The 18,989-nt window shown below is 58.9% G+C and carries 19 protein-coding genes and 1 pseudogene; 12 read left to right on the top strand and 8 right to left on the bottom strand.

Annotated elements, in window-relative coordinates:
* Positions 1-2 precede the first annotated feature (2 nt).
* A complete protein-coding gene (emhA, locus tag ACYZTU_RS22270; RefSeq protein ID WP_461965567.1) occupies positions 3-1,160 on the bottom strand; it encodes an efflux RND transporter periplasmic adaptor subunit EmhA in 1,158 nt (385 codons plus the stop codon).
* Positions 1,161-1,424: 264 nt separating this feature from the next.
* Here emhA and emhR point away from each other — a divergent pair, with 264 nt between their 5' ends.
* Complete coding sequence (gene emhR, locus ACYZTU_RS22265) at positions 1,425-2,057, top strand: efflux system transcriptional repressor EmhR (protein ID WP_461965565.1); 633 nt, start codon at positions 1,425-1,427, stop codon at positions 2,055-2,057.
* A gap of 198 nt (positions 2,058-2,255) precedes the next feature.
* Here emhR and ACYZTU_RS22260 read toward each other — a convergent pair whose 3' ends face one another.
* The 4 genes from ACYZTU_RS22260 to ACYZTU_RS22245 form a co-directional block, all read right to left on the bottom strand.
* Entirely contained in the window at positions 2,256-2,783 is a 528-nt protein-coding gene (locus ACYZTU_RS22260) for a hypothetical protein (protein ID WP_461965563.1), read from the bottom strand.
* Between the two features lie 179 nt (positions 2,784-2,962).
* Complete coding sequence (locus tag ACYZTU_RS22255) at positions 2,963-4,012, bottom strand: alkene reductase (RefSeq protein ID WP_461965561.1); 1,050 nt, start codon at positions 4,010-4,012, stop codon at positions 2,963-2,965.
* A gap of 21 nt (positions 4,013-4,033) precedes the next feature.
* The gene (locus ACYZTU_RS22250; protein WP_461965559.1) at positions 4,034-5,200 is read right to left on the bottom strand and encodes an MFS transporter; all 1,167 of its coding nucleotides are present in this window, start codon (positions 5,198-5,200) and stop codon (positions 4,034-4,036) included.
* Between the two features lie 3 nt (positions 5,201-5,203).
* Positions 5,204-5,524, bottom strand: a complete 321-nt coding sequence (locus ACYZTU_RS22245; protein WP_449642596.1) for an ArsR/SmtB family transcription factor — start codon at positions 5,522-5,524, stop codon at positions 5,204-5,206.
* Between the two features lie 155 nt (positions 5,525-5,679).
* On the opposite strand from ACYZTU_RS22245, the gene ACYZTU_RS22240 reads away from it, so the two are divergent.
* Positions 5,680-6,258, top strand: a complete 579-nt coding sequence (locus tag ACYZTU_RS22240) for an acyl carrier protein phosphodiesterase (protein WP_461971129.1) — start codon at positions 5,680-5,682, stop codon at positions 6,256-6,258.
* Positions 6,259-6,319: 61 nt separating this feature from the next.
* On the opposite strand, the gene ACYZTU_RS22235 is transcribed toward ACYZTU_RS22240, so the two are convergent.
* Positions 6,320-7,111, bottom strand: coding sequence for a lysophospholipid acyltransferase family protein (locus tag ACYZTU_RS22235; RefSeq protein ID WP_461965557.1), 792 nt, complete (start codon positions 7,109-7,111; stop codon positions 6,320-6,322).
* Entirely contained in the window at positions 7,111-7,866 is a 756-nt protein-coding gene (olsB, locus tag ACYZTU_RS22230) for an L-ornithine N(alpha)-acyltransferase (RefSeq protein WP_461965555.1), read from the bottom strand. Before olsB ends, ACYZTU_RS22235 begins: the two co-directional genes overlap by 1 nt.
* A 154-nt stretch (positions 7,867-8,020) precedes the next feature.
* On the opposite strand from olsB, the pseudogene ACYZTU_RS22225 reads away from it, so the two are divergent.
* The 5 genes and pseudogenes from ACYZTU_RS22225 to ACYZTU_RS22205 form a co-directional block, all read left to right on the top strand.
* Positions 8,021-8,134: pseudogene (locus ACYZTU_RS22225) on the top strand (acyl-CoA dehydrogenase); the annotation flags it as partial.
* A 147-nt stretch (positions 8,135-8,281) separates the two neighbouring features.
* Positions 8,282-9,376 carry a serine hydrolase domain-containing protein gene (locus ACYZTU_RS22220; protein WP_461965553.1) on the top strand — a complete coding sequence of 365 codons (1,095 nt, stop codon included), beginning with the start codon at positions 8,282-8,284 and terminating at the stop codon, positions 9,374-9,376.
* The gene (locus ACYZTU_RS22215) at positions 9,373-9,702 is read left to right on the top strand and encodes an amidase (protein ID WP_461965551.1); all 330 of its coding nucleotides are present in this window, start codon (positions 9,373-9,375) and stop codon (positions 9,700-9,702) included. The genes ACYZTU_RS22220 and ACYZTU_RS22215 overlap by 4 nt, the downstream gene beginning before the upstream one ends.
* Positions 9,703-9,775: 73 nt before the next feature.
* Positions 9,776-10,366: a YceI family protein gene (locus ACYZTU_RS22210; protein ID WP_461965550.1), complete on the top strand. Its 591-nt coding sequence runs from the start codon at positions 9,776-9,778 to the stop codon at positions 10,364-10,366.
* Position 10,367: 1 nt separating this feature from the next.
* Entirely contained in the window at positions 10,368-11,525 is a 1,158-nt protein-coding gene (locus ACYZTU_RS22205; RefSeq protein ID WP_461965548.1) for a phospholipase D-like domain-containing protein, read from the top strand.
* 65 nt (positions 11,526-11,590) lie between these two features.
* Here ACYZTU_RS22205 and bglX read toward each other — a convergent pair whose 3' ends face one another.
* A complete protein-coding gene (gene bglX / locus ACYZTU_RS22200; protein ID WP_461965546.1) occupies positions 11,591-13,882 on the bottom strand; it encodes a beta-glucosidase BglX in 2,292 nt (763 codons plus the stop codon).
* Between the two features lie 237 nt (positions 13,883-14,119).
* Between bglX and ACYZTU_RS22195 the strand changes: the two genes are divergently transcribed.
* From ACYZTU_RS22195 to ACYZTU_RS22175, 5 genes are all read left to right on the top strand, one after another.
* Positions 14,120-14,731 (top strand): LemA family protein, encoded by a 612-nt coding sequence (locus tag ACYZTU_RS22195; protein ID WP_461965544.1) that lies wholly within the window; start codon positions 14,120-14,122, stop codon positions 14,729-14,731.
* A gap of 42 nt (positions 14,732-14,773) precedes the next feature.
* Complete coding sequence (locus ACYZTU_RS22190; RefSeq protein ID WP_461965542.1) at positions 14,774-15,526, top strand: TPM domain-containing protein; 753 nt, start codon at positions 14,774-14,776, stop codon at positions 15,524-15,526.
* Positions 15,527-15,569: 43 nt separating this feature from the next.
* The gene (locus ACYZTU_RS22185; RefSeq protein WP_461965540.1) at positions 15,570-16,187 is read left to right on the top strand and encodes a TPM domain-containing protein; all 618 of its coding nucleotides are present in this window, start codon (positions 15,570-15,572) and stop codon (positions 16,185-16,187) included.
* Positions 16,188-16,251: 64 nt separating this feature from the next.
* Positions 16,252-17,511 carry an IS256 family transposase gene (locus tag ACYZTU_RS22180; protein WP_461965538.1) on the top strand — a complete coding sequence of 420 codons (1,260 nt, stop codon included), beginning with the start codon at positions 16,252-16,254 and terminating at the stop codon, positions 17,509-17,511.
* Between the two features lie 153 nt (positions 17,512-17,664).
* Positions 17,665-18,879: a class I SAM-dependent methyltransferase gene (locus tag ACYZTU_RS22175; protein ID WP_449642584.1), complete on the top strand. Its 1,215-nt coding sequence runs from the start codon at positions 17,665-17,667 to the stop codon at positions 18,877-18,879.
* Positions 18,880-18,989 lie beyond the last annotated feature (110 nt).

The following is an 18,989-nucleotide window of genomic DNA, read 5'->3' as shown; positions in this document are numbered from 1 at the left end:
GTTTACTCCCCTTTGCCGCTGGAAGCCTTGCTAGCTGCCTGTGCGGGGGCCGGGTTCTTTGCGCTAACGTTGGTCGCTTCACTGGCTTTTACTTCAATGCCAGGTTTGACGTATTGCAGCCCTTCGGTGATCAGGCGATCGCCTGCCTTCAGACCGTCTTCAATCAGCCATTGACTGCCGACAGTACGGCTGGCCTTGAGCTGACGCAGCTCGACCTTGTTGTCCGCACCGACGACCAGCGCGGTCGGGGTGCCTTTGAGGTCGCGGGTCACGCCTTGTTGCGGCGCGAGGATCGCCGCGCTGTTTACACCGGCCTGCAATTGGGCGTGTACAAACATGCCTGGCAGCAGGGTGTGATTAGGGTTGGGGAATACCGCACGCAAGGTCACGGAACCGGTGGTCTGGTCCACCGAGACTTCGGAGAACTCGAGCTTGCCGTCGAGCTTGTATTGGCTACCGTCTTCGAGGGTCAGTTTGACCGCTGCCGCCGTGTCGCCGGCCTTTTGCAGGCGACCGCTTTCCAGTTCGCGGCGCAATTCAAGCAGCTCCACAGAAGACTGGGTCACGTCGACGTAGATCGGGTCCAGTTGCTGGATCACCGCCATGGCGTCGGCTTGGCCGCTGGTAACCAGCGCGCCCTCGGTCACGTTCGAGCGGCCGATGCGACCGGAGATCGGTGCGTAGACCTTGGTGTAACGCACATTGATCTGCGCGGTCTGCAGGGTAGCTTCCGATTGCAACCGGTTGGCCAGGGCCGTGTCGTATTCCTGACGGCTCACAGCCTGTTCGCTGACCAGTTGCTTGTAGCGATCCGAAATCGATTTGGTCTGCTGCAAGTTGGCTTGGGCGCTTTTCAGCGTGGCTTCATAAACCGCCGGATCAATCTGATACAGCTGTTGGCCGGCCTTGACGTCGCCGCCTTCCTTGAACAGGCGCTTGAGAATGATGCCGTTCACCTGAGGGCGAACTTCGGCAATGCGGTACGCGCTGGTACGGCCTGGAAGCTCAGAGGTCAGGGTGAAGGCTTGAGGTTGCAGAGTAACGACGCCGACCTGAGGGGGTGGTGCGGCAGGTGCTGCCTCTTCCTTTTTGCATCCGCTGAGCAGCGATGCCAAGGCGAGGGCAGTGACCAGAGCGGTAACAGCTGGCTTGAATTGCATGAAAATCCTCGGGTCAGGCGCGCAAGTTGCGCACTCGAAAGGTGGAAAGGTAAAAATGTGCGCTGAGTGGATAAGTAGCTTGCTAAGCAATATACTTACGTTCATGGTTGTTTGTAAACACCCCGTCCGCGTATCCACACCGTTACAAAAGCCGTTCAAAGATCCGAATAGTAGGCCGGGGACGACGCCTAAGAGCGCTTGCCCCACTTTTGTTCAGCGAATAGTCAGAAATCGCTGAAGCATCCTGATTGAGGTTGTACTGCCATGGTTCGTCGTACCAAAGAGGAAGCTCAAGAAACCCGTAGCCAGATACTCGAAGCGGCAGAAAAAGCCTTTTTTGAGCGGGGCGTAGCGCGCACGACACTGGCGGATATCGCTACCCTGGCCGGGGTCACTCGCGGCGCCATCTACTGGCATTTCAGCAACAAAGCGGATCTGGTGCAGGCCATGCTTGATACCTTGCAAGAGCCGCTGGACGAAATGGCCAAGGCCAGTGAAAGCGAAGATGAACTCGACCCCTTGGGCTGCATGCGCAAGCTGCTGATTCATTTGTTTCATCAAGTTGCCCTGGACCCGAAAACCCGACGCATCAATGAGATTCTGTTTCATAAGTGTGAATTCACCGATGAAATGTGCGACCTGCGCCAGCAGCGTCGAGCGGTCAGTCTTGATTGCAACGTGCGAATCGCCCTGGCCCTGAGTAATGCGGTCAATCGGGGACAATTACCGGAAAGCCTCGATACGGCCCGCGCGGCCATCAGCCTGCATGCGTACATCGACGGCATCCTGTATCAGTGGCTGTTGGCGCCCGACAGCTTTGAACTGCACATCGATGCCGAGCGCTGGGTCGATACAGGGTTGGACATGCTGCGCTTGAGCCCCAGCCTGCGCAAATGAAACAATATACATAAATCGGTTGGTGTCACTAATCAAGTGAGCGTAGCAATGCTATCGCTCACACTCTGTGGCGCGACGGCCTTTATAAACCGATGCGGTCTGTGTTGATAGGCAAACAATTGTGAATTTTGTAGGGATTTTGTTGAGCGTTTGTGAAGGTATGTAAATGCCCGTCAAAACAACCACGGGGCAGCATTCTCAATCCAGTGTGATCTCTAGGCTAAAGCTGTAGGGGGCGTCATCTTCCGCACGAGTAATTCGGCTCGTGCATTGGATCGGGGTGGCGCCAATGGAGACAACCTTATTTGTACGAACAGGTGTCAGTGTCGGACTAAAAACACCAAAAGTAGTATTGACGCGCAACCCGAAGTCAAAGCGGAAGCCGAGACGCTGGTCGCCGAATAAAATAGAGTGCTTGAACATGTCCTTGCTGGGTGTTCCTAATTGCCTGGAGTAATCGAAGTCGCAATGGAATGCTTTAATTTCGCGGGGGAGTATTTTTATATAGTCTCGCTCATCAGCGGTCAGCGAAAGATTGTTTTCGCCAACGTCAAAAGCATGGGAGGTATTGTTTTTTAGTTTGACGATGAGGCGTGTCTGATTTGCCTTGATCCTCTGCCTCTCCCAAGCTTTAACTTCCTGGTTGACCTTTTCGTCAAGTTTCGAATGTTCTAGAAGAGTATCGAGAAGCTCCATGTTTTTAATGTCCAAAGCGTCATTGTCCATCGTGAATTCCTTTTCAATCATATTTGTTTATAAGGCGTTTATTGGCAGGTTGTTAAGCCTGCTGCCAAATATGAAGAGTTTGAAGGGTTCTTGAAAGCCTGGAAGTTGTACTGAATATTTAATGCTGACAATAAAAGCCCCGACTTTTTAAGTCAGAGCTTTATTGTTTTAGTTGTTACTTAGAGCGTGGGGTAATCGATGTAGCCAACCGGACCTTTGGCGTAGAACAATTCCGGACGCGCTTCATTCAACGGCGCATCGGCCTTCAGGCGTGCCGGCAAGTCCGGGTTGGCAATGAACGGCACACCGAAGGCGACCGCATCGGCCTTGCCACTCGCCAGCCAGGCGTTGGCGCTGTCTTTGGTGAAGCTTTCGTTGACGATGTACGGTCCGCCGAACGCTTCTTTCAATTGTGGACCGAGGCTGTCGCCGGCTTCTTTCTCGCGGGAGCAGATGAACGCGATGCCACGTTTGCCCAGTTCGCGAGCGACGTAGGTGAAGGTCTCGGACAGGTTGTCGTCGCCCATGTCATGGGAATCGGCGCGCGGTGACAGGTGCACACCGACGCGGCCGGCGCCCCAGATTTCGATCGCGGCATCGGTCACTTCCAGCAACAGGCGCGCACGGTTTTCCAGGGAGCCGCCGTAGTTGTCGGTGCGTTGGTTGGTGCTGCTTTGCAGGAACTGGTCGAGCAGGTAACCGTTGGCGCCATGGATTTCCACGCCGTCGAAACCGGCCGCCTTGGCGTTCTCGGCGCCGATGCGATAAGCGTCGACGATGTCGGCGATTTCAGCAGTTTCCAGAGCACGCGGTGTTGGGTAGTCGGCCAGTGGGCGAACCAGGCTGACGTGGCCTTTTGGCTGAATGGCGCTCGGTGCGACCGGTGCTTCACCGCCCAGGTACGACTCGTGGGAAACCCGGCCAACGTGCCACAGTTGCAGGAAAATCTTGCCGCCCGCGCCGTGGATCGCTTTGGTCACATTAGCCCAGCCACGCACCTGATCGTTGGACCAGATGCCCGGCGTGTCCGGGTAGCCGACGCCCATCGGCGTGACCGAAGTGGCCTCGCTGAGGATCAGGCCGGCCGAGGCGCGTTGTACGTAGTACTCGGCCATCAGCGCGTTTGGCACGCGGCCCTCGTCGGCGCGGCAGCGGGTCAGCGGCGCCATGATGATGCGGTTGGACAATTCGAGGTCGCCCAGTGTGATCGGATCGAAAATAGTCGTCATGAAATAGCTCTCTTGTAGAGATCAGTGGGTAGCAGGAGCCAGCTCGGGATCACCGCTCTGACGGAAAGTAATCAGGGTCACCAGCAGGGCGAGTACCGCCAGGGCTGCTGCCGCGAGAGGTACGCTGGTCAAGCCGAAGCCGTGAGCGATAACGCTGCCGCCGACCCAGGCACCCAGTGCGTTGCCGATGTTGAAGGCGCCGATATTCAGGGTCGACACCAGGTTCGGTGCCGCCTTGCCGTAGGTCACGACATTCACTTGCAGGGCGGGTACGGCGGCGAAGCACGCGGTGGCCCAGAGGAACAGGGTGATTTCGGTCGGAATCAGCGCGACGCTGGTCCAGGTCAGCACGGTAGAGATCACGGCCATCGAGATGAAGACGCCGATCAGCGTCGCGGCCATGCCTTTGTCAGCCAGCTTGCCGCCGATGATGTTGCCGACGGTCAGGCCCAGGCCGATGAGCATCAGGGTCCAGGTCACGCCTTTTGGCGAGACGCCGGTGACGTCGCCGAGCAGCGGGGCGACATAGGTGAACAGGGTGAATACGGAAGCCGCGAACAACGCAGTCATGCTCAGCGACAGCCAAATCCCGGCGCCTTTGAGGGCGCGCAGTTCGGCGCGCATGTCGAGTTTCTCTTCATCGCGCTTGGCCGGCAGGAAGCGGATCAGGCCGATCAATGCGATCACACCCATCACGGTCACCGCCCAGAAGGTCGAACGCCAGCCGGCTTGCTGACCGAGGGCGGTGCCCAGCGGGACGCCGAGCACGTTGGCCAGGGTCAGGCCGGTGAACATCAAAGCTACCGCCGAAGCGCGTTTGTTCGCCGGAACGAGACCTGCCGCCACCACCGAACCGATACCGAAGAACGCACCGTGGCAGAGAGCGGTGACCACACGCGCAAACATCAGCACGTTGTAGTCGGTCGCCATTGCACAGAGCAGGTTGCCAATGATGAAGATGCCCATCAACGCTACCAGTGCAGCCTTGCGCGGTAATTTGGCAGTGGCCAGTGCCATGAACGGCGCACCGATGGCCACGCCCAGGGCGTAACCGGTCACCAGCCAGCCGGCGCCAGGGATCGACACGCCGAGGTCAGCTGCCACGTCGGGCAACAAGCCCATGATGACGAACTCGGTGGTGCCGATGGCGAAGGCGCTCAAGGCCAGAATAAGTAGCGAGAGGGGCATTGTTTAATTCCTGGTCGGAGCGCTGAGCTCCTTGACGATGGCGTCGAGGAACGCCTGAATCACGTCCTCGTTGCGTTTGAAGAAGTGCCATTGACCGGCTTTCTGGCTGCTGATCAGCCCCGCACGTTGCAAGTTCGCCAAATGGGCGGACACGGTCGACTGCGACAGGCCGCAGCGTTGATCGATCTGTCCAGCGCAAATGCCGTACTCGTGGTTGTGGATCTGTTCCGGGAACTGGGCTTTGGGGTCTTTCAGCCAGGTGAGGATGTCTCGGCGTACTGGGTGTGCCAGGGCTTTTATTATTTCGTCGAGGTCGATGGTCATGGTTTGGGCTCGTGATGAGTAAAACGCTATATCGCGATGAGGCGAACTTTAAATCGGTACTTCACGATATACCAATATGATTTTGGTCTGACGACCGCCTAAATCGGTATATCGGGTTATAACGATATTTGATGCGCAGTGCTAAGCTGCGCGGCATGAACTATCTCGCACATCTGCACCTCGGTGGCCAGCGCCCCGGTCAATTGCTCGGCAGTCTGTATGGCGATTTCGTCAAAGGACGGCTGCGAGGGCAGTTCGATCCGGAGATCGAAGCGGCCATCCAGCTGCATCGAAGCATCGATGTCTTTACCGACCGCCATCCGTTGGTGGACGTTTCGTTGTCGCGGTTTTCCCTGACCCGCAGGCGCTACGCCGGGATCGTGCTCGATGTTTTTTTCGACCATTGCCTGGCGCGTGACTGGACGCTGTACGCAGACCGGCCGCTGGAGCAATTCACTTCGGACGTGTACCGGGTTTTGTCCGCCGAACCGCAATTGCCGGAACGTCTGGCGCAGATCGCGCCGCACATGATAGCCAATAACTGGTTGGGTTCTTACCGGGAGTTCGCGGTGCTGGAGCAGGTGCTGCAGGGGATTTCGCGGCGGTTGACGCGACCGGAGGAACTGGCCGCAGCGATGCAGGAATTGCGGGTTTTGTATGAGCCGTTGAGTGATGACTTTCGGTTGTTCTATCCGCAGCTCCTGGACTTCGCGCAGAACCATTCAACGACATAAAACCAATGTGGGAGCGAGCTTGCTCGCTCCCACAGGGTTCTTTGTTGCATCAGAGATCGTGTCAGGCCGCGATAGCGGGGCGCATTGGGACTTGCTGTGTTTCCGGAATCGCTCCAAACAACGCCTTCTGCACTGCCTGCTGTGCCTCGAACGCCAGCGCCGCACGCTCGCGACCTTCGCAAGCGATCGGCTTGAGCAGATGAATCTCCACCTCACCCCGATCATTGGCAAACAAGCGCATCAGGTGCGAGAGCAAATCGTCATCGCCAATGAACGGCGCCAGCGAATCGAGCTCACCGTCGCGCAGATAACGAATCGCCACTGGCTGCAACTTCACTTCGGAATCGATCGCCGCAGACAGCAAGCGGCCATGAAACGTACGCAATGTGCGGCCATCGGTGGTCGTGCCTTCCGGGAACATCAGCAGCGGATGATCCTGCTCCAGATGACGAGTCATCTGTTTGCGGATCAACTGACTGTCACCTGAACCGCGACGGATAAACAGGCTGCCGGCCTTGGCCGCCAACCAGCCCGCCACCGGCCAGGTGCGCACTTCGGCCTTGGACAGGAACGACAGTGGCGTGAGCATGCCCAGCAGTGGAATGTCGGTCCAGGACACGTGGTTGCTGACCCACAACATCGGTGCTTTCGGCAATTGACCGTGCACGGTTACGCGAAAGGGCAGGGCGTTGCTCAAGCGCGCCATGAAGAACCGCGACCAGCGTTGGCGGCGGACCATCGAATGAGCGATCCCCAAACGTTCGAACAGCCCGAATACACCGGCCATGCTCAACCCCAATGTCACCACCACCAACACTCGCGCAATCCGCGCGTACACTCGCAGACGGCTCATTACATGGCCGCCTTGAAGTGCTTGGCGTAACGCGGGCAGAGTTCGTCGCGCTTGAGCAGGATGAACACGTCGGCAACCTGGAAGTCTTCGTCCCAGCACGGCTCGCCGCAGATCTTCGCGCCAAGGCGCATGTAGGCCTTGAGCAGCGGTGGCATTTCGGCGATGACGTTGGATGGGATATCGAGACTCGGCAGCGGTTTTTTCGGTTCGGCCCGCAGGTGTTCTGTGCACAGGTAACGTTCGCGCAGGCGCTGCATGATCGCGTGGGCCTGAATGCCGCCGTCCTGCATCGGGATGCTCGCGCAACCCATCAAATAGCTGTAGCCACCCTGGTTCAGCACTTCGGCCAGTTCGCCCCACAGTACGGCAATGGTACCGCCGTTGCGGTAGGCGGGGTCGACGCAGGTACGGCCGATTTCCAGGATTGGGCCTTTCAAGTGGACCAGGCCGTGCAGGCTGAATTCTTCTTCGCTGTAGAACTTGCCCAGGCTGCTGGCGGCCGTGTGGTCGAGCAAACGGGTGGTCGCCACCAGACGCCCGGTATTCAAGTCACGCACGCCGATGTGGGCGCAGTGAACATCATAGTCATCCATGTCCAGACCCTGCTCGGCGCCTTTCAGCTTGGCGTTGAATTCGCCGCTGAACACGTTGAAGCGCAGGGCCTGGGCTTCCTGCAAGGCCTCGGCGCCCACCAGGCGTTCGGCTTGCAGGCGGCGTTCATTGCCGGTGTCGCTGATGCGGGCGATCTGAGTCATTGCGAATCTCCGTACGGGGCGGTCACCCGTCTTGGGTTGCAGCCGATCGACTTTCTTTATGCAGCCGTGTTGTGCAAAGTCAGGCTATGTAGCCCCGGTGTCATCGCCATGAAGCTTTGGTGATGCTTATATGACAGCCCACGAGGAGCCCCTTATGCCCTGGCAAAACCTGTTGAGCCGCCGCGATCGTCTGCCCGCCAACCCGGGCCTGGGCGAGGGGTTCGCGACCTTGTTGCACCCGTTGGGCAATGTCACACCGATCGAACTGGTATGGCGGCGGGTGCGCGGGGCAAGCGGTTGGCCAAGGCACTCGCTGGATCTTCGTTGAATTGACTGGCCTCATGGGGAACACAAATCCCGGAACTGTCATCAACCGCGACTAGGCTCAGCAGGTCCATCCCCCCGAGCGCCCACCATGTTCAAAGGCTTGTCCCTGATTTTCGGGCTGTTGTTCAGCCTCACGGCCCACGCCGAAAACTGGCCTGCCGAGCAATGGTCGACCGCCCCGACAGTCACCGGGCCGGCGCTTCAAGCCCTGGAGACTTACGCCTTCCCACCCCGTGATGAGGCCACCCGAAAAGGCATCCGCACCGACGCCTTGCTGGTGATCCGCGACGGTCAGTTAATCTACGAACGCTACGCCGCCCCAACCACCGCCGACACCCCGCACCTGACCTGGTCCATCAGCAAAAGCCTGATGGCTACGATCCTCGGCGTGGCTTATGGCGAGGGCCTGTTCAAGCTCTCGGACCCGGTGCTGAAGTTTTATCCACCGCTGGACAAGCACCCGACGATGACCATGGCCGATCTGCTGCACTGGGCCTCGGGCCTGGACTGGCAGGAAGACTATGAATACGCGCCGTTGAAATCCTCGGTGGTCGCGATGCTCTACACCCGTGGCCACCAGGACATGGCCGCGTTTACCGCTGATCACGCTGAATACGCCAAACCCGGTCAGGCATTCCGTTACTCCAGCGGCGACAGCAATCTGTTGTCCGCCGCGCTGAAAAACATCGTCGGCCCGAACCGCTATCCGGACTATCCATGGACTGCTCTGTTCGAGCCCTTGGGGATTCGTCACGCCGTCTGGGAAACCGATGCCACGGGGACGTTCGTCGCGTCATCCTATGCCTATCTCACCGCCAGGGATCTGGCCCGAGTCGGTCTGCTGATGGCGCGCGACGGCCGTTGGGGCGAGCGCCAATTGCTGCCCAAGGACTGGACCACTTTCAACCGCGAACCATTCGCCCGCTATCAAGCCAATCAGGAAGACGCCGTGCCTGGCGGCCATTGGTGGCTTAACCGCGTGGTGGATGGCGCGGTAAAGCCCTGGCTCGATGCCCCCGACGACACCTTCGCCGCGCTGGGCCATTGGGGCCAGGCGATGTACGTGATTCCCAGCGAAAACTTGGTGATCGTGCGCTACGGCGATGACCGCGACGGCAGCTACCGGCACAACGATTTTCTCAAACTCGCGCTCAAGGCATTTGCGGCGAAGGTGCAGCCATGAACCGCCGCAGCTTTGTTCGTCGCCGACCGTTCAGCACGCTGATGTTGATCCTGCTGATCGCCTTGCTCGGCTGGGTCCGGCAAGAACGCGTCGCGCTGTGGGCGTTCCCGGACATCATCAGCGCCTACACTGCCAAGGAATATTGCTCGTGCCGTTACGTGATGAACAACCCGGCCGAGTACTGCCACAGCTATGTGAATCAGTGGTTGCCGACCAGCGGCTTTACCGATGACGCCGCCAGTAGGCGCGTGACAGTCAGCGGCATGGGTCGCAGCAACAGCGCCGAGTGGGTCGGCGAGCGCCAAGGCTGCCGCCTGAATCCCTGAATGCTGCTACAAGTTTGCAATTGGCTCCCGGGCGGTTAAGGTTCGTGCAGGTTTATCTGCCCCACGAGTCTCTATGTTCAACCGCTCTGTCTCCAACACCCTCGCCTTCCTGCTGCTGGCCGGTACTGTCCTGTCGGCCCATGCCGATTGGTATCTGGACGGCGAGTCCTCGCGGCTGTCGTTCATCAGCACCAAAAACACCAACATCTCCGAAGTGCAGCGCTTTCTGGTGCTGCACGGCAAGGTTAGCCCCAAGGGCCTGGCCGAGGTCGAAGTCGAGCTGGACTCGGTCAACAGCGGCATTCCGCTGCGCGATGAACGCATGCGCAAGGACCTGTTTGAAATCCAGGCCTTCCCTGAAGCACTGATCACCGCGCAAATCGATCTGCGGCCGATCAACGATCTGGCGCCCGGTGCGCAACTTGAATTGCGCCTGCCGCTGACCGTCAACCTCCATGGCAAACAACACGAATACACCGCCGAACTGTTGGCAACCCGTCTCGATGACCGACGCTTCCAGGTGGTGACCCTCGAACCGCTGATCATCAACGCTGCGGATTTCGACTTGGCACCCGGCCTGGAAAACTTGCGCAAGGTTGCCGGTCTGTCGGCCATCAGTCTGTCGGTACCGGTGAGCGCGGTACTGATTTTTACGGCGCGCTGACATGGCCGGTGCAATATTTCCCTGGCGTGAAGGCAACAGTTTTGAACTGCTGATCGACGGTCCGCAGTTTTTCCCTCGGATGTTAGTCGCGATTGCCCGTGCCGAAGAACAGGTCGAGCTGGAGCTTTACCTGGTGGAGGCGGGTGCCTGTGCCGAGGCAATGGTTCAGGCATTGGTCCAGGCTGCCGAACGTGGCGTGCGCGTGCGCTGCCTGTTCGATGATTACGGCAGCCTCGCGTTCACCCTGACCTTGCGTAAGCGTTTGGCGGCGGCGGGTGTGGAGCTGCGTTTCTACAATCGCCTGAGCTGGCGGCGCTGGGTCGGCAACTTCTACCGCGATCACCGCAAGCTGTTGCTGGTGGATCAGAGCATGGCGGTGGTGGGCGGCACCGGGGTGACTGATGAGTTCTGGACGCCGGGTGAAGACACCAGCGAATGGCACGAAGTGATGGTGGAGATCACCGGCGCCTTGGTCATCGACTGGCAGTTGCTGTTCGACCGCCAATGGATCGCTAACCGGCATCGGCGTGCCTGGAAACCCGCTGCGCATTTTGGCTTGCCGCGTCTGCCGCGCGTGCCGTCCATGGGCGAGGGCATGGGCCGGGTCGCCTATGCCGACGCACGCCAGCACCGGGACATCCTGCAATCGCTGATTCGCGCGCTGAACAGCGGCCAGCGGCGGATCTGGCTGGCGACCCCGTATTTCCTGCCGACCTGGAAAGTCCGTCGTTCATTGCGCCGGGCGGCTGCGCGCGGTGTTGACGTGCGACTGCTGCTGACCGGGCCGCGCACCGATCACCCGTCGGTGCGTTATGCAGGGCATCGCTACTACCCGCGATTGCTCAGGGCCGGGGTGAAGATTTTCGAATACCAGCCGTGTTTCCTGCATCTGAAAATGGTCCTGATCGACGACTGGGTAAGCATCGGCTCGTGCAATTTCGATCACTGGAATTTGCGTTTCAACCTGGAAGCCAACCTTGAGGCGCTGGACCCTGGGCTGACGAAGGCGGTGGCGGCGAGTTTTGAGAAGGACTTTGCGCAGAGCCAGGAAGTCAGCCTGGAGGTATGGAAACGCCGACCGCTGTGGCGGCGGGTGAAGCAACGGGTGTGGGGATGGGTGGATCGGCTGGTGGTGAATCTGCTGGATCGACGGGGATAGTCGTCACACCAATTACCACTGTGGGAGCGAGCTCGCTCCCACAGGTTTTTGCAGTGTTTGTACGGTTACAGCAATTCAAAGCTCTGCTGCGTCACGTCCTGGGAATCCAGGCCGATCTGCACGTTGAACATGCCCGGTTCCGCAGCGTACTTGAGCTGGGCATTGAAGAACTTCAGGTCGTCCTCGGTGATGGTGAAGTGCACGACTTTCTGTTCGCCGGCCTTGAGCATGATTTTCTGGAAGTTCTTCAGTTCCTTGATCGGCCGGATCATCGAGCCGGTCACGTCCTGGATGTACAACTGCACCACGGTTTCGCCGTCGCGCTTGCCGGTGTTTTTCAGCATGACGCTGGCGTCAAGCTTGCCGGTTTTGTTCAGCGTGGTGGATGACAGGGCCATGTCGCTCAGACTGAAATCGGTATAGCTCAGACCGAAGCCGAACGAGAACAAGGGGCCGGTGGTGTCATCGAAATACTGTGAGGTGTAGTTGCCCGGTTTGCCTGGGGTGAACGGCCGGCCAATGCTCAGGTGGTTGTAGTAGGTCGGAATCTGACCCACCGAGCGCGGGAAGGTGATCGGCAATTTGCCCGACGGGTTGTAGTCGCCAAACAGCACGTCGGCGATGGCGTTGCCGCCTTCGGTACCGCTGAACCAGGTTTCCAGAATCGCGTCAGCCTGTTCTTTCTCTTCGAGAATCGACAGCGGACGGCCATTCATCAACACCAGCACCAACGGTTTGCCGGTGGCCTTCAGGGCCTTGATCAAATCGCGCTGGTTGGCCGGGATGTTCAGGTCGGTGCGGCTCGAGGATTCGTGGGACATGCCACGGGACTCGCCCACCGCCGCGACCACTACATCAGCGTCCTTGGCGGCCTTCACGGCTTCGTCGATCAGCTCTTGGGCCGAGCGCGGATCGTCCACCACTTCCGGTGCGTCGAAGTTGAGGAAGTTCAGGTAATCCAGCACCTTCTTGTCGCTGGTGATGTTGGCGCCACGGGCGTAGATCAGCGTCGATTGCGCGCCCAGTGCGTTGGTCATGCCATCAAACAGAGTTACCGATTGCTCGGGTTTACCGGCGGCGGCCCAGCTGCCCATCATGTCGATCGGTGCCTTGGCCAATGGACCGACCAGGACGATTTTCGCAGTTTTCTTCAGCGGCAAGGTTTCGCCCTGATTCTTCAGCAACACCATGCTGCGGCGCGCAACGTCGCGAGCCTCGGCACGGTGCAGGCGGCTGTCGGCGTTAGTGTCGGCCGGATCATCTTCAGCCTTGCCGATGCGCAGGTACGGGTCCTTGAACAGGCCCATGTCGTACTTGGCGTCGAGCACCGCACGCACGGCGTTGTCGATGTCGCTCTGCTGGATCTCGCCGGCCTTCAGCAGCCCTGGCAGTTCTTTGCCGTAGAGCGTGTCGTTCATGCTCATGTGGATGCCGGCCTTGATCGCCAGCTTCGCGGCTTCGCGTCCATCGCGAGCAACGCCGTGTTTGATCAGCTCGAAAATCGCCCCGTGGTCGCTGACGGCCAGGCCTTTGAAGCCCCATTGCTTGCGCAACAGGTCGTTCATCAGCCAGGTATTGGCGGTGGCTGGCACGCCGTTGATCGAGTTCAGAGCGACCATCACCCCGCCAGCACCGGCGTCGATTGCCGCACGGTACGGAGGCAGGTAGTCCTGAAACATCTTGACCGGGCTCATGTCGACTACGTTGTAGTCGCGACCGCCCTCGACCGCGCCGTACAGGGCAAAGTGCTTGACGCTGGCCATGATGCTGTCGGCCGCGTTCGCGCCTGTGCCCTGGAAAGCTTTGACCATGACGCCGGCGATGCGCGAAACCAGATACGTGTCTTCGCCGAAGCCTTCGGACGTCCGGCCCCAACGCGGGTCGCGGGAGACGTCGACCATTGGCGCGAAGGTGATGTCCAGGCTGTCAGCCGCGGCTTCCTTGGCGGCGATGCGCCCGGACAGGCCGATGGCGTCCATGTCCCAGCTCGAGGCCAGGGCTATCGGGATCGGGAAAATGGTCCGATGACCATGGATCACGTCATAGGCGAAGAACATCGGGATCTTCAACCGGCTGCGCATGGCCGCGTCCTGCATCGGACGGTTTTCCGGGCGGGTGATCGAGTTGAATGTGCCACCGATGTTGCCGGCAGCGATTTCCTTGCGGATCATCTCCCGAGGCATTTCCGGGCCGATGCTGATCAGGCGCAACTGGCCGATCTTTTCATCGAGGGTCATTTGCTTCATCAGGTTGCTGATGAACGCGTCCTTGTTTTCCAGAGGTGCGGGCGTCGTGGCGGCCAATACGGTATGACTGGCCAGACAGACGAACAGGCCCAGCAAACACAGCTTCTTCATGAATAGTTTTCTCAAAGGCTCAAACGGCAGTGAATACGCGCCGGTCAGCCAAAAATTGGGGAGCGACTATTGTTGTTCAGGTAAATGCATGCACACTTGCGCAGTGTTTTAGCGCTGGGGCATCTTTTAGCCCATTGGCTCAATGCAATCCAGTGGCGGTGCAGATTATGCCCGAAGAGCCGGGTTCAAAGTTCGAAGGTCGTTTTTCAACGGAATGTGCAAGGGAGCGTCAACCAGATGAATGTACGACACCACTATCGCTCGAGCCTGCAGGTTGCAGCCTTGATATTGCTGACCACACTGCTGGCAGGCTGCGGCATCAACACGATCCCGACCCTCGACGAACAGGCCAAGGCCGCCTGGGGCCAGGTGCAGAACCAGTACCAGCGCCGCGCCGACCTGATCCCCAATTTGGTGGAAACCGTCAAGGGCTACGCGCAGCATGAGCAGGAAACCTTGACTGCGGTGATCGAAGCCCGGGCCAAGGCCACTTCGATTCAGGTGGACGCCAGCACGCTCGACAATCCAGAAAAGCTCAAGCAGTTTCAGCAGGCCCAGGATCAACTGACCGGTGCCTTGAGCCGTTTGATGGTGGTGTCCGAGCGTTACCCGGACCTCAAGGCCAACCAGAATTTCCTGACCCTGCAATCGCAACTTGAAGGCACCGAGAACCGCATCGCCGTGGCGCGTCGCGACTTCATCCTCGCGGTGCAGAAGTACAACACGGAACTCCGTACCTTCCCCGGTCGCCTGTGGCACACGGTGATGTACAGCGAATTGCCGATCCGCGAAACCTTCGAGGCCACCAGCCCCGATGCGCAAAAAGCGCCAGAAGTGAAATTCAAGTAAATACCGGATGGGTTTGAAGCGTCACCACGGATGAGGTTGCCAATGCGCGTGTTGAAAGTTGGCCTGGTGCTGTTGCTGTGGGTGTTTGCCCTGACGGCCCAGGCCGAGTTGAAGTTCCCGGAACTGACCGGACGGGTGGTCGATAACGCCCAGATGATCGAGCCGTCGGTGCGCGAGCAGCTGACGCAACAGCTCCAGGCCCATGAAAAAGCCACCGGCGAGCAGCTGGTGGTGGTCACGTTGCCGGATTTGCAGGGCACCGACATTGCGGACTTCGGCTATCAGTTGGGGCGTTATTGGGGCATCGGCCAGAAGGACAAAAACACCGGCGCGCTGCTGATCGTTGCGCGTGACGATCGCAAGCTGCGGATTGAAGTCGGTTATGGCCTGGAAGATCGTCTGACCGATGCGCAGAGTTCTGTGATCATCAATCAGGTGATCACCCCGGCGTTCAAAACCGGCAACTTCAGCAAGGGCATCAGCGACGGGGTCGCGGCGATGCTCGTGGTGCTGGGCGGCAATCCGCTGGATGAGCCGTCCACTGTGTATGACTCCGGAGGCAATCAGGAAAGCGACTTCGTGTCGCGGCATCCGGGGGTATTCGTGTTTCTGGTGATGCTGTTCATCCTGACGATGTTTGTCGGCCAGATGTTCGGGATCCTGCCCAGCGGTGGTGGTGGCCGAGGCGGTTCCAGCGGCGGTTTCGGCGGTGGAGGTTTTGGTGGCGGCGGAGGCGGGGGCTTCAGCGGCGGCGGGGGCAGTTTCGGGGGCGGCGGTTCGTCAGGCGGCTGGTGATCACACTGCAGGTAACAACAATAGCGAGTGGGCATTCTTAAACATGGCATTACTGACTGAACACGAACAACGCAAAGTTGCCGAGGCAATTGCCCGGGTCGAGCGCGACACCGACGCCGAGCTGGTGACCGTGCTCGCGGCCCGCGCCGACGACTACGCGTACATCCCGCTGCTCTGGGCCAGCCTGGTGGCGCTAGTGGTACCGGGTATCGTGCATTACCTGACCGGCTGGCTGACCATGCACAGCTTGCTGCTGGTGCAATGGATCACGTTCATCGTGCTGTGCCTGGTGTTCCGGATTCCGAAAATCACCACGCACCTGATCCCGCGCTCGGTGCGTCACTGGCGCGCCTCGAACCTGGCGCGGCGGCAGTTTCTGGAGCAAAACCTGCACCACACGGTGGGCAGCACGGGCATGCTGATTTTCGTCTCCGAGGCTGAGCGCTATGTGGAGATTCTGGTGGATGAGGGGATCTCCACGCGCCTGGATAACAAGAATTGGGACGTGATAGTTGCCGCGTTTACTCAACAGGTGAAACAGGGGCAGACGTTGCAGGGATTTGTGTCCTGCGTAGAGGCGTGCGGCGAGTTGCTTAAGGTGCATGTGCCGGTGACGCATGTGAGGAATGAGTTGCCGAATCGGTTGGTGGTGTTGGGGTGAGGGGTGGTTTTCGAGACTGTCAGAAATTTTGTGTTCGGGCATAACATGTTGAAAAGGAGCATGTATGCCGACCAAAAAGAAACCGGCCTCGGAGGCCAAACCCCAGTTTCCTTCGATCCCGAAAGAGCTGATTGATCAGTTCGTTAAAGGCCCAATGAGCGCCGAGGCGATTCAGGATGCGTCGATGGCGTTCAAAAAGGCGCTTATCGAGCGAGCCCTTGGCGCGGAGCTGGGTCAACACCTTGGCTACCCTCAGGGCGCGGAGCGCCCTGAGGGGGCGAGTAATCAGCGCAACGGCTCGAGTGGCAAGACCATACTGACCGACGATGGCCCGCTTCGTCTGGACATTCCCAGGGATCGCGATGGCAGTTTCTCTCCAATCCTGATCCCCAAGCATGAGCGTCGTTTTACCGGCTTCGACGACAAGATCATTGCCATGTACGCCCGTGGCATGACCGTCCGCGAGATTCGGGCGTTCCTCTCGGAGCAGTACGGGACTGACGTTTCCCATGATTTCATCAGCTCGGTCACCGACGCGGTGCTGGAGGAAGTTGCTGCGTGGCAGCAACGCCCACTTGAGCCGATGTATCCGGTGATTTTCTTCGATGCTCTGCGGGTCAAAATCCGTGAGGAAGGACTGGTTCGCAACAAGGCAATCTACCTGGCTTTAGGTGTATTACCGGACGGCACCCGAGATATCTTAGGGATCTGGATCGAAAACACTGAGGGAGCCAAGTTCTGGATGAAGGTCTTCAACGACCTTAAAACCCGTGGCGTCGAGGATGTATTGATCGCTGTAACTGATGGCCTTAAAGGCATGCCAGAAGCCTTGAGCGCGGTGTTTCCGACGACGACCTTGCAAACCTGCATCGTGCCCCTGATCCGTAACAGCCTTGATTACGCCGCCTGGGACAAGCGTCGCGAGTTGGCCAAAGCCCTGAAACCGGTTTATCAGGCACTGAATGTCGAAGCGGCCGAGCAAGCTCTTAACGCATTTGAAGCTGGGCCTTGGGGCAAACAATACCCCACCGTCGTAGCCGCTTGGAGACGCGCCTGGGATCGAGTCATCCCGTTTTTCGTCTTCCCGCCAGCCATCCGAAAAGTGATCTACACCACCAATGCCATCGAGAGCATCAATTCTCAGTTGCGCAAGATCATCAAGACAAGAGGCCACTTCCCGACTGACGATGCAGCGACGAAGCTGATCTGGCTGGCACTGCAAAATATCACTGCCAATTGGGGCAGCGCGGCGCACGACTGGAAGACAGCAATGAATCAGTTTGCGATTCTTTATGGAGATCGATTTACCAGGTTGAACTGGTGAAAGAAGGGCTTGCCTTACGGCAGGCCGTTACCGGCCCGCACACAAAAAATCTGACACTCCCTGGTTTTCAAACCGTTCGGTAAATAACCGCGTGTCCCAAACCCCCATCCCCCCTAAAATACCCGCCATTCCCCGCCCGAGGCCGTTTTTCCCATGTCAGTTACCGCCACCCCCGCCAGCCTCGCGCCGGATCACCACGCCCAGTTTATCGACCTGCTGCAATCCAGCCTCGACGACAATGCCTTCATCAAACTGGTGCTGGCCAAGTACGTCGGCACTGAGGCGGACCTGCAGCGGCTGATCATCAAACAGCTGACGGTCAAGGATCAGCCCTGCCTGTCCTTCGTCTACCGTTACAAGACCCGCGACATCACCAAGAATCTGCCGATTGCCGAGGGCGTAGCGACTATCGCTGCGCTGCTGCCGGCGTCGTTCAAAAATGCGCATTTACTGTCGCTGACTGATGAAGCCCAGCTCGAATACAGCAAAAAGGGCAAGTCTTCGCTGTTCAAGAGTAAACCTCAGCAATTGCGCGAGGTGCCGTCCGCCGAGCATAACCGCGAGAAAAACCGCTTCCTCGACCTGAGCCGACCGTTTCTCGCCGACCTCGGCGTCACCAACAAGCAACATGAGCTGATCCCGGCGATGTCGCGCAAGTGGAAGCAGATCAACAAATTCATCGAGGTCTTCAGCCATGCACTGACCACCTCGCCCTTGGCGCTGGACAAGCCGGTGCAGGTGGCGGACTTCGGTTCGGGCAAGGGTTACCTGACGTTCGCGATCCACGACTATCTGCGCAACACCTTGAAGGCCGAAGGCGTGGTGACGGGTGTCGAGCTGCGCGAAGAAATGGTCAACCTGTGTAACGCCGCAGCCGCAAAACTCGAGCATCCAGGGCTGGTGTTCAAGTGCGGTGATGTGCGCAGCGTGGCGCCGAGCGAGCTGGACGTGATGATCGCGCTGCATGCCTGCGACATCGCCACCGACTATGCAATTCACACCGGTATCCGTTCCGGCGCATCGATCATCATGTGCTCGCCGTGCTGCCACAAGCAGATCCGCCTGCAAATCCAGAGCCCGGCGCTGCTCAAGCCGATGCTGCAATACGGTCTGCATTTGGGGCAGCAGGCGGAAATGGTCACCGACAGTTTGCGTGCGTTGTTCCTGGAAGCCTGCGGTTACGAGACCAAGGTGTTCGAGTTCATTTCACTGGACCACACCAACAAGAACAAGATGATCCTGGCGGTCAAACGCGCCGAGCCGGTAGACCCGACTCAGCTATTGGTGAAGATTCAGGAGCTGAAGGATTTCTACCACATCAGCGAACACTGCCTCGAAACCCTGCTCCGAGCCGACGGCTACCTCTGATCCTGTGGGAGCGGCGGTGCGGCGATCCGACTTGCTCGCGATATAGGTAGTCCGTTCCTTTCTCTTCCATACTGATATCGCTGGAAGTTGGTTGTCGGCGAGGAAGGAAC

This window comes from Pseudomonas sp. HLT2-19-2 (assembly GCF_054898005.1).
This window is presented reverse-complemented; position numbering and strand designations above follow the sequence as displayed.